The sequence below is a fragment of the Actinoplanes sp. NPDC051475 genome (assembly GCF_040689425.1).
GTDB lineage: Bacteria > Actinomycetota > Actinomycetes > Mycobacteriales > Micromonosporaceae > Actinoplanes.
On the sequence record NZ_JBFAZZ010000016.1, the window covers coordinates 90,242 to 104,256 of the forward strand.

The 14,015-nt window shown below is 72.2% G+C and carries 11 protein-coding genes; 6 read left to right on the forward strand and 5 right to left on the reverse strand.

Annotated features, from left to right (window positions below):
• Position 1: 1 nt before the first annotated feature.
• Together AB0368_RS29305 and AB0368_RS29310 are read right to left on the reverse strand one after the other, a co-directional pair.
• A complete protein-coding gene (locus tag AB0368_RS29305; RefSeq protein WP_366157226.1) occupies positions 2-769 on the reverse strand; it encodes a metallophosphoesterase in 768 nt (255 codons plus the stop codon).
• On the reverse strand, positions 766-2,106 hold the full coding sequence (locus AB0368_RS29310) for a diacylglycerol kinase family protein (RefSeq protein ID WP_366157227.1): 1,341 nt from the start codon (positions 2,104-2,106) through the stop codon (positions 766-768). Before AB0368_RS29310 ends, AB0368_RS29305 begins: the two co-directional genes overlap by 4 nt.
• A 144-nt stretch (positions 2,107-2,250) precedes the next feature.
• Between AB0368_RS29310 and AB0368_RS29315 the strand changes: the two genes are divergently transcribed.
• Positions 2,251-3,117, forward strand: coding sequence for a M48 family metallopeptidase (locus AB0368_RS29315; RefSeq protein ID WP_366157228.1), 867 nt, complete (start codon positions 2,251-2,253; stop codon positions 3,115-3,117).
• Between the two features lie 4 nt (positions 3,118-3,121).
• On the opposite strand, the gene AB0368_RS29320 is transcribed toward AB0368_RS29315, so the two are convergent.
• Positions 3,122-4,552 (reverse strand): DUF2252 domain-containing protein, encoded by a 1,431-nt coding sequence (locus AB0368_RS29320; protein ID WP_366157229.1) that lies wholly within the window; start codon positions 4,550-4,552, stop codon positions 3,122-3,124.
• Between the two features lie 214 nt (positions 4,553-4,766).
• On the opposite strand from AB0368_RS29320, the gene AB0368_RS29325 reads away from it, so the two are divergent.
• Positions 4,767-7,454, forward strand: coding sequence for a LuxR C-terminal-related transcriptional regulator (locus tag AB0368_RS29325; RefSeq protein WP_366157230.1), 2,688 nt, complete (start codon positions 4,767-4,769; stop codon positions 7,452-7,454).
• Between the two features lie 78 nt (positions 7,455-7,532).
• Positions 7,533-8,417 carry a polyphosphate kinase 2 gene (ppk2, locus tag AB0368_RS29330; protein ID WP_366157231.1) on the forward strand — a complete coding sequence of 295 codons (885 nt, stop codon included), beginning with the start codon at positions 7,533-7,535 and terminating at the stop codon, positions 8,415-8,417.
• A 212-nt stretch (positions 8,418-8,629) separates the two neighbouring features.
• Here ppk2 and AB0368_RS29335 read toward each other — a convergent pair whose 3' ends face one another.
• Both AB0368_RS29335 and AB0368_RS29340 read right to left on the reverse strand, forming a co-directional pair.
• The gene (locus tag AB0368_RS29335; protein WP_366157232.1) at positions 8,630-10,621 is read right to left on the reverse strand and encodes an alkaline phosphatase family protein; all 1,992 of its coding nucleotides are present in this window, start codon (positions 10,619-10,621) and stop codon (positions 8,630-8,632) included.
• Positions 10,618-11,826 (reverse strand): cation:proton antiporter, encoded by a 1,209-nt coding sequence (locus AB0368_RS29340; RefSeq protein ID WP_366157233.1) that lies wholly within the window; start codon positions 11,824-11,826, stop codon positions 10,618-10,620. The genes AB0368_RS29335 and AB0368_RS29340 overlap by 4 nt, the downstream gene beginning before the upstream one ends.
• 141 nt (positions 11,827-11,967) lie before the next feature.
• Between AB0368_RS29340 and AB0368_RS29345 the strand changes: the two genes are divergently transcribed.
• Genes AB0368_RS29345 through AB0368_RS29355 form a run of 3 tightly spaced genes read left to right on the forward strand, consistent with a single transcriptional unit; the run spans position 11,968 to position 14,014 of the window.
• Positions 11,968-12,429 carry a hypothetical protein gene (locus tag AB0368_RS29345; protein WP_366157234.1) on the forward strand — a complete coding sequence of 154 codons (462 nt, stop codon included), beginning with the start codon at positions 11,968-11,970 and terminating at the stop codon, positions 12,427-12,429.
• A gap of 53 nt (positions 12,430-12,482) precedes the next feature.
• A complete protein-coding gene (locus tag AB0368_RS29350) occupies positions 12,483-12,932 on the forward strand; it encodes a hypothetical protein (protein ID WP_366157235.1) in 450 nt (149 codons plus the stop codon).
• Positions 12,933-12,934: 2 nt separating this feature from the next.
• Positions 12,935-14,014, forward strand: coding sequence for an AI-2E family transporter (locus tag AB0368_RS29355; protein ID WP_366157236.1), 1,080 nt, complete (start codon positions 12,935-12,937; stop codon positions 14,012-14,014).
• The last annotated feature ends 1 nt before the right edge of the window (position 14,015 follow it).

A 14,015-nucleotide genomic window follows, 5' to 3' on the forward strand; every position in this document is an offset into this window, starting at 1 on the left:
GTCAGCTCCGTCGCGGACAGTGCGTGGTCGGACCCGTACGCCACCCGGAACCGGACTGGTGGCGCTCCTCGACGACGACGGCCGCCTCGTCGATCCGGATGACGGTCCATGACCTGCCGACGCCACGGGTGCGCCGGCTCGTGGCGGTGCCGGCCACCACCTCGAGCGTGGCCCCGACGAGGCCCGCCGCCGGTACATGGGTGTGTCCGGCCAGCACCAGGTCCACCCGCGAGACGGCGAGGGCGTGCAGCAGCCGGCCGCGACCGGCGACCGTGGCGAGACCCGTCGCCCGGGGTGGATGGTGCAGCGCCAGCAGCCGGACGTCACCGACGGGCGCGGCGCCGAGCACCGCCACGACCGAGTCGCTCTGCCGCCGCGACACCCTGCCGCTCTTCCACCGCCAGGCGGGTGCGGTCGGCAGCCCGAGCGCGGTCAGGCCGGGCAGCCGCACCACCGGTTCCAGGTCGGAGTCGATCAAGAGCCGATAACGCCGGTACGGCGAGACGAGCCGCCGGACGCTGACCAGGGGGACGTCGTGGTTGCCGAGCACCACGAGCCGGGGCGCCGGCAGCCGGTCGATCAGGTACCGGGCCTGACGGAACTGGCGGTTCCGCGCGCGCATGGTGCAGTCTCCGGTGACGACCGTCAGCGCCGGACGTACGGCCGCGACGTCGGCGACCACCGATTCCACCGTGTCCGGGTCGTGGGCTCCCAGGTGCAGGTCGGACAGGTGCGCGATCACCAGCCCGGTGCGGCCCGGTGCGCTCATCGGCGGCCGGTGGACAGGGCGAGCCGGCGCAACCGGGCCCAGTCCAGCTCCGGCCTCGGCGGGGGGACGCCGGGACGCCGCCGGGGCACCCGTACGCGCAGAGCACCCGGCACGATCGTGCAGAGCACCGGCGTGGACATCGTGACGGCCTCCCCGTCGATCCCCACGGGCACCGACGGCGCATCGGCGTCGATCACAGCCTCCCGGGCGGTGAACGCGGTGAGCGACTTCGCCCGCCGCCGCCCGCGGATCAGCCCGGCCGCGTCGACGGCGCCGCGGACCGTGACGGCCAGCACGCCGAGGACACCCCCGTCGACCCGCGGACGGTGTCCCAGCCCTGCGATGTCCTCGATGGCGTAGGGGTTGTTGCTGACGAGCACGGCCTGCGCCCCGGTCAGCTCCCGGTTCCCGGCCACCAGCCGCAGCCCGGTTCCGTTCCGGCCGGTCAGCAGGCCGGGCAGCATGTCCAGCGTGGTACGGGCCTTGTCCTCGCGGTAGGCGGGACTCTGCACGACAGCCGCGTACGCCCCGAACGACGCGTTGTTGACGAACGTCCGTGACCCCACCATGCCGAGGTCCACACGCACCTCGACGCCGTCGGTCAGCGCGTCGAGACATGTGGCCGGGTCGTCCCGGTCGAGGCCGAGGTCGAGGGCGAAGTGGTTGCGGGTGCCCGCGGAGACGACCATGAACGGCAGTCCGTGCTCGGCGGCGATCCCGGCCACGAGGGCCTGGGTGCCGTCTCCCCCGGCGACGCCCAGCAGGTCGGCGCCGTCCCGGATGGCCTTGCGGGCGAGGTCGGTCACGGTCACGCCGGTGCCCTCCAGGAGCAGCACCTCCGCGCCCAGCGCCTGCGCCCGTCGTACGAGATCGAACCGAACGACCTTGCCGCCGCCGGAGCGCGGATTCATGATCAGATACGGCCGCGCCGGCGGCGGGGTGTCGTACTCCCGGGGCGGCGCGGCATCGGCGATCGAGAGGGCCCGCCGTCCCGCCGCCAGCGCCGCCGACCACAGCATCGCGAACACGACGACGACCCAGACGAGCCGGGCCCGGGCGTACAGGACGGCGACGATGAGCGGGGCGAGGACGACGGCGACGCCGGCCAGCGCCCGCAGCAGCCCGCGGTGGGTCAGGAACCACCATGCCGCCGCCAGGGTCAAGGCCATGCCTGCCGCCGCGATCACCAGCAGGGCGATGCCGGCGCGCAGCCCGGCCACCACCAGCACCAGAGCCGTCGCTGCGACGGCCGCGGCGAAGGAGAGCCGGGCCAGCCAGCGCTGTGCCGGACGCGAGGACACCGGCGCCGGCGTACCGCCGGTTCTGACGTCGATCATGACGGCCTCCGTGTCGGCGCTCGGGATATCCCGCAGTCTCGCCCCGGGCCGGCACCAAGGGCCTCATCTCGCCGGGATGAGGCGGGGACGGGTGGCGCGGCGGACGCTCGGCGCCAGTATCAGTACCCGGACAGGAGGACCGCTGTGAAGACGTCCAAGCGGCAGCACACCACCACCGGCAGCGGGCTGCGGCACCCCGCCGAGGTGCCGTTCTTCGTCCTGATGGCGGTGCTCAACGTGCTCATCATCGCCCTGATCATCCAGGCCGCCGTGATGCTGCCGTTCCTGCCCGAGCGCCTCGAGGACTCCGGCTGGGCGACGGCCGTCCGCTCCGCCCTCATCGGCCTGCTCCTGCTCGTCCCGTTCCTCATCGTGGTCCGGGAGACGCAGCGGGCATCCGTACGCGGCACCGCGGTGGAGCTGTCGCCAGGCCAGTACGGCGACCTGTACCGCATGATGGACGAGTTCGCGCACCGCCTCGGGCTCCGGCGCCGCCCGCAGATCTATCTCGCCAACGGCAACGGCGCCCTGAACGCCTTCGCGGCGCAGGCCACCGGCCACGACTACGTCGTCCTGTCCAACGAGTTGTTCGCGAACCTGTACCACGACAACCGGGAAGGTCTGCGGTTCATCCTGGGCCACGAGCTCGGCCACATCCGGCTGCACCACGTGTCGCTGTGGTATCAGCTCGCCGTGGCGTACTCGGAACGCATTCCGTTGCTGGGCCCGGCGCTGTCCCGGCTGCGCGAATACTCGTGCGACCGGCACGGCGCCCACCTCGCACCGCTGGGGATGACCGGCCTGGTGCTGCTGGCCTCGGGCCGGCACACCGAGAACGTCGTCGACGTGGACGAGCTGGTCCGGCAGGGCGAGCGGCTCACGGGGTTCTGGGTGGGCCTCTCCCAGCTTCCCCGCTCGCACCCGTTCACCGTCCGCCGGCTCGAGCGGCTCTACCGCCTCGGCCTGTTCCACGCCCGGGTGCGCGACGCCGGTACGCAGACGCCGGTCTGAGCCCTCAGACCCCTTCCCGGACGGGGATCCGGCCCGAGCGTGCCGCCGCCACCAGACGCTCGTAGTCGTGTTCGTTGCGGTCGGCGTAGGTCTCGGCGAACTCCACCAGCGCGCGATCGAAGGCGTCGTCGTCGCCCAGGTATCCGGCGATCGCGATCCTGTCGCCGGTGCGCGCGTGGGCCCGGGCAAGGGTCCAGCCGCAGAGGGCGCCGTAGACGCGCATCCCCTCCGGGTCCATCGTCTCGACGATCGCGGAACCCTTCCAGTCGCGCAGCTGCCGCACGTAGAAGTCGCGCGTACGGCCGTCGAAGCCGGCGAAGGACTGCCAGCCCAGGAAGATGTCGCCGGCCGCCTGCATCAACCGCTGCCCGGACACGACCCGCTCCCCCTCGCTGCGCCATCCGGCATCCGGCCGGGCCCGGACGTGGGCGGCCAGGACCGAGGGCGGAGCCTCCTTCACCTGCAGCAGCAGCGGGTCGTCCTCGTCGCGGCCGCTGAGCAGGACCACCCAGCACCGGGTCCCGACGCTGCCGACCCCGACCACCTTGCGGGCCAGGTCGACGAAGTGGAACGACCGGAACAGGTGACGCCGGTCGGGAGACAGGGTGCCGGCGTACCCGGCCAGCAGGTCCCGCATGTGCCTCTCCAGCTCCGCGCGGCCCGCCTCCGGCAGCAGATCCTGGATCGGCACCAGCAGCGGCGGATCGGCGACGATCCGGCGGTGCCCGTCCACCAGCGCCGTCATCTTGCGGAACGCCTGCATGGTGTCGCGGGTGCGCGCCTTCGCCTGGGCCTCGGCGAAGCGCTTGCGACGGGTCTTGCTGAGCTGCTCCTTCAGCAGCTCGTTCACCTCTTCCAGGTCGGCGCGCGCGTACCAGACGTCGACCTCCCGCTGCCCGGCGAAGCGCTGCATCGCCTCCCGGTACCTGCCCACGGCGGCGAGGACGACACCGGAGCGGACCTTGCGGCGGAAGCCGTTGTCCCGGGCTGCGACGACGAGACTCGCCGCCAGGCGCTTGACGTCCCACTCCCACGGTCCCGGATGGGTCTCGTCGAAGTCGTTGACGTCGAACACCATCCGCCGCTCCGGGGAGGCGAACAGGCCGAAGTTGCTCAGGTGCGCGTCCCCGCAGATCTGACACGTCCACCCCGAGACCGGTGTCCGGGCGAGATCCGCCGCCATGACCGCGGCGGCGCCGCGGAAGAACGTGAAGGGCGAGACGAGCATCCGGCCGTACCGGATGGGAACGAGCTCGGGCACCCGCGTCGCCGCCTGAGCGGCGAGCACGTCGACCGCGTCCGCCCGGGCGCGGATCGCCGGCACCTGCGCATGCGCGTCGAGGGGAACCTCGGCACGGGACGCCCGTCCCGCCGCCAGCCTCGCCGCAGGCGTACGGGGCGGTGCGGCCGCCTCGTCGCCCAGCGTCGTTCTCATGTCGGGTCCTGTCCGAGTTGCCATGGCGTGCCTCCGGCGATGCGATCGGCGACTCCGATCCCTGCTGCGACCGAACACCGACGGTGCCCGGGGGCGCACCATCCGTCGCGGACGAACAGGACAGAAATTATCCGATCCGGACGATGTGGCACTCCGACCCAGCCGGAAGGCTGTATCTCGCAGCTCCGTGGTTGCACCACAGGAGGGAGGACCCGTGCGTGCTGATCTCACTCTCACCACGCCCATGATCGGTCCGGTGACGGATGGCGATCCCCTGCTCGAGTCCAAATTCGAGGTGCCCGAACGTCCACGCTTCATGGTGGCCCGGCCCCGCCTGATCGAAGCGCTCACCGCCCGCCGGGACGTCCCGGTCACCCTGGTGGTGGGCCCCGCGGGCGCCGGCAAGACCCAGCTGGTGGCCTCCTGGGTCCGGGGAGGTATGGCCGACACCGCCGTCGCATGGATCACCCTGGAGGACGAGGACGATCAATCATCGGTGTTCTGGACGTACGTCGTGGCGGCACTCCGGCGCTCCGGAGTGGCCATATCGCCGTCGCTGACCCCCGTGCCGTCGCGCGCCGGCGTGGACCGCTCGTTCCTGGTGCGCCTGGCGGCCGAGCTGGCCGACCAGGACCGGCCGCTGCTGCTCGTCCTCGACGGCGCGTCGAGCGCCGGCGGGGAACGATGGGCCACGGACCTGGAGTTCGTCCTGCGGCACGCGACCCCGATGCTGCGGCTGGTGCTGATCGGCCGATGGGATCCGCCCCTGCCGCTGCACCGGTACCGGCTCGCCGGGCGGCTGATCGAGATCCGCAGCGAGAATCTCGCGTTCACCACCGAGGAGGCCGCCGCACTGCTCACCCTGCACGGCGTGGACCTGAGCCCGGCCGGGCTGGCGTCGCTGCTGGAACACACCGAGGGATGGGCGGCCGGCCTGCGGTTGTTCGCCATGGCCCTGCAGGACCACCGCGACGCCGACCGCCTCGTCGACACGATCACCGGAAACGAGGCGACCATCGCCGAGTACTTCGTCGACGAGGTGCTGCGGGTCCAGCCACCGCACGTCCGGGCGTTCCTGCTGGAGGCCAGCATCCTGGACACCTTCACCCCCGAGCTGGCCGAGGCGGTCACGGGGCGTGCCGACGCCCGCAGGCTGCTCGTGGACCTGGAGCGCCGGAACGCGTTCGTCCAGCCCGCGGCCGAGTACTCGACGGCGTACCGGTTCCATCGGCTCTTCGCCGAGCTGCTCCGCGCCCAGCTGATGTGTGAGGCACCCGAGCAGGCGCCTGACCTGCACCGCCACGCGGCGCGCTGGTTCGCGGCCCACGGCCAAACCGTCGAGGCGGTCAACCACGCCGTCAAGGCGCGGGACTGGCACATGGCCGCCACGGTGGTCATCGACCACTACGCGATCGGCCGCCTGGTGGTCGAAGGGCGTACCGGCCGGCTGGGGGCGCTCCTGGGGCAGCTTCCGGACGATTGCGACAACGCGGAAGTCGCGACTGTCGTCGCCGCGCTCGAGCTCGGCGACGCTTCGGCCGATCGCAGCGCCCGCCATCTGGCCCGCGCGCAGGAACTGGTCATGAGCCGCGGCTGGGAGTACAGCAAGGCGCTCGCGCTGGCGGATTCGGTGCTCAGCGTTCTCGTCGCGGCGGCGCGCGACGATCACTCCGAGGTCCTGCAGCTGAGCCCGGCGACCGAGCAGGCCCTCGCCGAGGCGCCTCCCGAAGTGCTGGCGAAGCGCCCCGAGCTGCGGGTGCTGACGCTGGCGGCCCGCGGATTCGCCCACAGCCGGCTCGGCGCGGTCGATGCGGCCGCGATCTGCCTCGCGGAAGCCGCGGCCACCACGGCAGCGGGATGCCGGTACCTGGCGATCGACTGCCTGCAGCACCTCGCGCTCATCGAGGCGTACCGCGGTCGGCTGCGGCACGCCGAGAAACTGGCCACCGAGGCCGTCGACGCGGCCGATCGATGCGGATTGGAGCAGGCGCGCAGGCCGATCGTGGCCCGCGTGGCCCTCGCCTGGGTGGCGATGGAGCGGTACGACGTCGACGCGGCCGGCCGCCATCTGCGCGCCGCCGACCCGAAGCGCCATCCGCGCGACGACGGGGTCGCCGCCGCCGCATTCGCGCTGGTGAAGGCACGCCGGTTACAGGCCCGCGGCGAGCTCCGGGGCGCCCTGAGCCTGCTCGAGGAGGCGTCGGCCCCGCCCGGTCGCGTCCCACCGGAGTGGATGGTCCGGGAGATCAGCGTGTCCCGCGCCCATCTGCTGATCACCACCGGCCGGGCCCCCGAGGCGATCGAGGTGGTCGGCCGGTTCGCGCAGCCGCACCCGCCGGACGTCGTCGTGCTCCACGCCGCCGCCCTGGCCGCCGGGGGCGCGGCGGAGCGGGCGGCCGAAACCCTCGTGCCGGTGCTCAGCTCGGCCGGACTGGCCCCGCCGATCTGCGTGGAAGCCTGGTTGACCATGGCGACGATCGCCGACCAGACGGGCGACGCCGCCAATGCCCGCAGCTCCCTGCGGCACGCTCTGCGGGCTGCCGTCCCGGACGCGCATCGTCGCGCCGTGCAGCAGGTCTGGGCACGGCTCCGCCGCGTGCTGCGCGACGACGACGAGCTGACCCACCAGTACCGGACCCTGCAGGGTGAGGCGCCGACGGCTCCGCAGCCCGCCGGCCGGGCACCGGAGCCCGGCAACCTGGTGATCGTCGAGTCGCTGAGCCGGCGGGAGATGGAGGTCCTGGAAGGCATGGCCGGAATGCTGCCGACCGAGGAGATCGCCGCCACGCTGTACGTCTCGGTCAACACGGTGAAGACCCACGTCCGCAGCATCCTGCGCAAACTCTCCGCGTCGCGGCGCAACGAGGCGGTTCGCCGGGCCCGCTCGCTGGGGCTCATCTGATGCGTCACTCGTCCGGGATGACGTCCGATAACGATCGCCGCGCGACGCTGAGAGTCACCTGCTCGAAGGAGGACCACGATGCCCGCGTCGTCACCGCAGCGGCTCCCGGCAGACCTCGCCGCGGCGTACGGGGAGGCGATGCGGGAACTCGCGACGCTCCGGCGCGAGCGCGCGACGCTGGCCCGGAAGCTGAACGCGGATCTCTGCCTGCGGGCGTGGCAGGTCGAGCTGCTCAAGTTGCAGCGCCACCTCGAGGCCGAGGACCTGCGGATGATCGTGCTGTTCGAGGGGCGCGACGCCGCGGGCAAGGGCGGCGCCATCCGGCGGGTGACCCGTTTCATGAACGAAAAGCACTACCGCGTCGTCGCGCTCGGACGACCCACCGAGGACCAGCGGACCCAGTGGTACTTCCAACGCTACGTGGCCCAGTTCCCGACCGGCGGCGAGATCGTGCTGTTCGACCGGAGCTGGTACAACCGCGCGATGGTGGAACGGGTCTTCGGATTCTGCAGCCGCAAGGAGTACCAGGACTTCCTGCGCGGCGTCACCGGGTTCGAGAAGGATCTGGTGCGTCAGGGCACGGTCCTCGTCAAGTTGTACTTCAGCGTCACCAAGGAGGAGCAGGCCCACCGGTTCGAGCGCCGCCTGACCGACCCGCTGCGCCGGTGGAAGCTCAGCGAGATCGACATGCAGGCCCAGAACCGGTGGGACGACTTCACCAATCGCAAGTACGAGATGCTCGTGCGCACCGGCACGAAGGCCGCCCCCTGGCTGATCATCCGCTCCAACGACAAACAGCGGGCCCGGCTGAACACGATCAAGGTCATCCTCAACGCCGTCGACTACAAGGAACGCGACCCGGACCTCGATTTCACCCCGGATCCGCGCATCGTGGTCCCGGGCGCGGACGAGGTCGCCATCATGCGGGCCGAGTTGAAGCGCAGCGGAAGATTCGCGGGATGACCGGTCGGCGGGCGCGGCGACGGAGGGAAAGATCATGCCCGAGGCGTCATATCAGGTCAGGGTCTCCGGAGAGATCCCGGCAGAGCTGCTCGCGGAACTCCGGGATCTGACCGTGAGCGTCGAACCGCCGGAGACGGTGCTGCACGGATCCCTACCGGATCAATCCGCCGTCGTCGGTCTCATCTCCCGCATCCACGGTCTCGGCCTGCGCCTCATCGAGGTGCGCCGGCTTCCCCACGAGGAGGGTCCGGGGTCCCGGCCGGCCCCGCCCCGCTGATCAGCTGTTCCCTCCAGCGCACCAACTGCCGGTGTACGGAGTCGGCACCGATCAGCTCCTCGGTGACCGGCCAGGCGGCGGGATGGACGAGCATCGACCGGCTCTGCCACCCGCCCAGGCCGCCGTGGCAGCCGATCAGCTCCTCGAAGGCGGCGACCTCCTGGGTCACCGGATCCAGCAGGCTGTTGACGACGATGTCGCCCACGTGCGCCAGCGTGTCGTGCCGGCGCAGATCGGCCGCGGCCAGCGGGCCGAACCCGGCCAGCGGGTCCTCGCCCTCGACCCGGTCGTCGAGGAGGATGCGGCGCCCGGCTCGGCCCAGCACGACCGGGCCGAGCCGGCGCGACCGGACCATGATCCACCCGATACCGCCGTGGCCCACGAGGCCGGGAAGCAGCCGCGGACAGCGCTCCTCGATGTCTTCCATCGTCATCCGGCCGGGATGCCGGGCCAGATACACCAGGGCCAGATTGCCCGAGACCGCGACGACGATCTCGGGCACGGCACGACCGTCCTTCGTCTGCTCGCCCGTGCCGCCCACCAGCCCGGCCCGCAACGCCCGGGCCCGGCCGGCCTGCTCGTCGTCACCGGTCGCGACGACGCCCGGACCCGGCGCGGCGCTGAGCGTATGGACGAGCTCCTCCAGGGTGTGGCCGTACCGTTGCGCGAAGGTCGCCCCCTGACTCTGCCCGTGGTCGGAGAGGACCACGAACCGGTACGGGCGGGGAGCCGCCTTCGCCACGTCCTCCAGCGTCGCGAGGACACCGTCGATGCCTTCGAGCGCCGCCAGGGCTTCCGGGCGCCCCGGTCCGGCGTGGTGCGCGATCTCGTCGTAGTCGACGAAATCGCAGTAGACGGCCGGGGCGCCGCGCATGACGTGCTCGGCGATGATCGAGAGGTTGAGGTGGCGGAGCAACACGTTGGTCAGCCCCCGCAACAGCACGTACGAGGCGGTCCGGCGGATCCGCGGCCGCACCCGCCGCAACCGCTGCCGTCGCGCCTGGTGCAGCTCCTTGACGATCTCGCCGACGGTCAGCATCAGCGAACGGGTGAGACCGAACGGATCGAGCAGGTACGTGCTGACGTAGCGGGCGGGACGGCCGGCCGTCGCCCGGGCCCCGATGGTGCTCATGGTCAGCAGGCTCGTCGGCGCATCGCCGGAGAAGACGTTGCTGACGCTCACACCACCGTCGGCCAGCAAGCCTCGCCTGTCGCTCAGGCGGGCCTCGACCAGGGCGCTGTCGCGCGGCCGGTTGGTGACGACCAGGCGGCCGGAGTCCTTCTCGTACCAGCGGAACGCCGGCACTGCGGCGCTCGCGCCGTGCAGCAGACCGGCCTGGCTGGCCGGGGTGGTCGCCGGCAGCTGCGCGTGCCACTCCGCCAGGGTGTGGCTGCCCGACCGCAACCACCGGGTGAGCGTCGGCAGGCAGCCCGCGGCGATCGCCCACCGGGCCAGCGGGGCGGAGAGCCCGTCGATCTGGATGAAGACCACGCCCGGCACGTCGCTCGAGGGAGCGGCCCGCCGGTGGCGGCGGTTCACCCGGAGCAGATGCCGGGTGATCATCGCCGGCTGACCGGCCGTGACGAACCAGAGACCGATGCTGGCCAGCGCGGCGTACATCCAGGACGCCCAGAACGCGGCCCCGAAACCGGCGATGTGCAGCCCGGGCGTCACCGACAGCGCAAGGTAGACGATCAGGGCCTGGCCCAGCAGCCAGCCGCCGAGGACGCCGGCCCAGCCCACGCGGGTGAGCAGCACCGCTGCCGCCGGGCGCAGTACCGCGCCGAGCAGGCCGAGCACGGCCGCGGCGAGCAGCACGGCCCAGCCGCTCGTCGCCGAGATTCCCGGCAGGACGCCGATCGTGATGCCCAGCGCCGCCCAGCCGAGCAGGAACACCGCGACGATCGGCGTCCTCCGGTCCCTCATGCCGCTCGCCGGGCCTCGTGGTCCGCGCCGGCGTGGGCGCCGTACCGGGCGGCCCACGGACCGGCGGTCAGGCCGTGCGCCACCACACTGAGCAGGACCGTCAGGACGATGACGGCGACGGCCGGGCGGGCGCGCTCGCCCAGCTGCTCCACGGCCAGCAACGCGAAGACCACCGAGGCGAGCCCGCGGGGACCGAACCAGCCGACGAAGAGGACGGTACGGGTCCCGAGGCGGGCGCCGATCAGGCTCAGCGCGACCGGGATCATCCGTACGGCGGTCAGGCTCACCACGGCGTAGAGCAGCAGCCCGCCGTCGATCCGGTCGTACAGCAGCGGTACGGCGACCGCACCGAAGAGCAGCCAGACCAGCAGCGACGCCAGCCCGGCCGTCTGCTCGACGTAGAAGACCTCGCGCGGACCGCCCCGGCCGGCGACGTGCCCGAACGCTAGGCCCCCGGCGAAGGCGGCGACGAACCCGTTGCCGTGCACCGCCAGCGATCCGGCGTAGGCCACCAGGGCCAGCGCCAGTACCGCGGGGCCGGCGAAGTTGTCGGCCGCCCAGCCCCGGCGGCCGGCCACCCGCAGCAGGGCTCCCCCGCCCGCGCCGAAGGCCACGCCGATCAGCGCGCCGCCCACCAGCTGCAGCGCGGCCGCGCCCACGGTCGCCCCGGCGTGCCCGGGCGCCGACGCGGCCCCGGCCAGCGCGACCATCACGACCGGCGTGACGATGCCGTCGTTCAGTCCGCTCTCCACGTTCAGGAGGCGCCGGACCCGATCGGGCACCGCGGGATGAGTGATCACGACGGCGCCCAGGGCGGCGTCCGTCGGGGCCAGGGCGGCACCGATCAGCAGCGCGAGCCACGGCGTCGAGATGCCGAGGATGGCCCAGGCGCCGACGGCCCCGGCCACCACGGTCAGGGGCAGGGCCAGGCCGAGGAGCCGGCCGTACAGCCCGGCTTCCCGGCGGAACTCGCGGAGGCCGACCCGGGCGGCATCGGAGAACAGCACCCAGACCAGCGTCGCCTCGGTCAGCACCGTGACGCCGGTCGAGCCGGCATCCGCGCCGAACCCGGAGAAGCCGGCCACCAGGACACCGACGCCGACGAAGGCGATCGGGGCGGTGAGGTCGGCGCGCTCGAGCCTCGCCGAGAACGCCCCCCAGGCGAACACGGCGGCCGCGATCAGTGCCAAGGCGCTCGAGGTCACGCCCCATTTCAGCGCAAGGGCACGGGCCGGTGGATCGTCCCGGGCGAATGGTCGGCCGCCGCCCATCTCACTCGCGGCGGATGGCGCGAAGGCCTTTCCCAGCGGGCGACCATGCGGACGACAGCCGAAGGGAGGGCTCCCGTGCTCGTATCACTGATGATCGCGGCCTTCCTCGGCGCGTTGATCGCCGCCGACGTCGCGGCGTACCGCAGCCGGCGACGCTTCGTGCGGTTCGAGGACGCGTTCCGGTGCCGGATCCGCGCCTGCGGATACCCGTCGGCGATCTGGCCGCGGCTGACCCGGTGGTGGTCGCGACCGATGTGGGCGGCATGGGTGGACGACGTGCTGGTGGTCCGGCGTGGACCGGTGATCAGCCGAGTCATCCCGGTACGGGCGGCAGTGTCGGCCGGCGTGTACCACCTGGCCCCGGGGGACATCAGGCGGTGCGGATCGCAGCCGATCGCCGTCTGCCTGCTGGTGTGGGACGGCTCGCGGATAGAGGTGGCCGCGGACGGCGAGTCCCGGCTGGCCCTCGTGGGGCCGTACCTGAGCGCGGCGGTCAACGACCTGCCGCAGGCGCCGGTGCGACGGCGCCAGACATGACGTCCGGTCGAGCGGCCGGACGACCGAAGGAAACAAGGAGAGGTGGCATCGTCATGTCGGACACCCAGGAGAAGCGCGGCTACACCGCGGACGATCCGTACAACGCGCCGGCCCGTCGACGCACCGGATGGACCGGGTTCGTCGTGTTCGGCGGCATCATGCTGGTGATGATGGGCAGCTTCCAGGCCATCGAGGGCTTCGTCGCCCTCTTCAAGGAGGATCAGTACCTGGTCACCCGGAACGGCCTGACCCTCACCATGGACTACACGTCCTGGGGCTGGACGCACCTGTTCCTGGGTCTCGCCGCCATCGGCATCGGCATCGGCGTCCTGCTCGGCCAGATGTGGGCCCGCGTCCTGGGCATCGTGGTGGCCGTGCTCAGCGCCCTGGCGAACATCGCGTTCCTGCCGGCCTACCCGATCTGGTGCACCATCGTCATCGCGACCGACATCCTGGTCATCTACGCGCTCGCGGTGCACGGCGCCGAGGTCAAGGAGTCCTGAAGGTGAGCCGCCCGTCCGGCGGCGTGAGCGACGGCGGCTCCGCCCTGCCCCGCGGAGTCATCGTGCTGCTGGGCCTGGCGAGCGTCGTGGTGTCGGTGGCCGGCCTGCGTTCGGTCTCCGACATCCTCGGCCCGGTCGTTCTCGCCCTGATGCTGACCGTCACCGCCAGCCCGCTGAGCACCTGGCTGCGCGGCCTGGGCGCACCGGTCTGGGCGGCAGCCGCGGCCCTCATAGCGACGGTGTACGTCGTGCTGGGTGGGCTGGGCATCGCCCTGGTGCTGTCGGTCACCCGCCTGGTCGACCTCATGCCGCAGTACCAGAGCCAGTTCGCGGAGTTGCGTGCCGCCGCCACCCGATCACTCGACGCCCTGGGAGTCGACGCGCATCAGGTGCAGGACCTCACCGGGCTGATCGGCCCGGGCGGCGTCGCGGAGCTGGTGCTGAACACGCTCGGCGGACTTCTCGCGCTGCTCTCCAACAGCGTCTTCCTGCTCGCCCTGCTGCTCTTCCTGTGCCTGGACGCGGTCCATTTCCCCGCCCGGCTCGCGACCGCCGCGACGCAACGCCCCGAGGTCATCGGCGCGCTGCGCTCCTTCGCCCAGGGCACCAGGCGCTACCTGCTGGTCTCGACGATCTTCGGACTGATCGTCGCAGTGATCGACACGGTGGTGCTCTGGGCGCTCGACATCCCGCTGCCACTGCTGTGGGGACTGCTCTCGTTCATCACCAACTACATTCCCAACATCGGCTTCGTGGTGGGCCTGGTGCCGCCGGCGCTGCTCGCTCTCCTGGAGGGTGGCCCGCCGCGGATGGCCATGGTCGTCGCGCTGTACTGCGTCGTCAACTTCGTGATCCAGTCGGTGATCCAGCCGAAGATCGTCGGCGACGCCGTCGGCCTGTCGGCCACCGTGTCGTTCCTGTCCCTGGTGTTCTGGACCTGGGTCCTCGGCCCCCTCGGCGCGCTCCTGGCGATCCCCTTGAGCCTGCTGGCCAAGGGTCTGCTCGTGGACATCGACCCGGCGACGCGCTGGATAGGCGCCCTCATCTCGGCGGACGGCACAAGCGGCGGACCGTCGAGGTGAC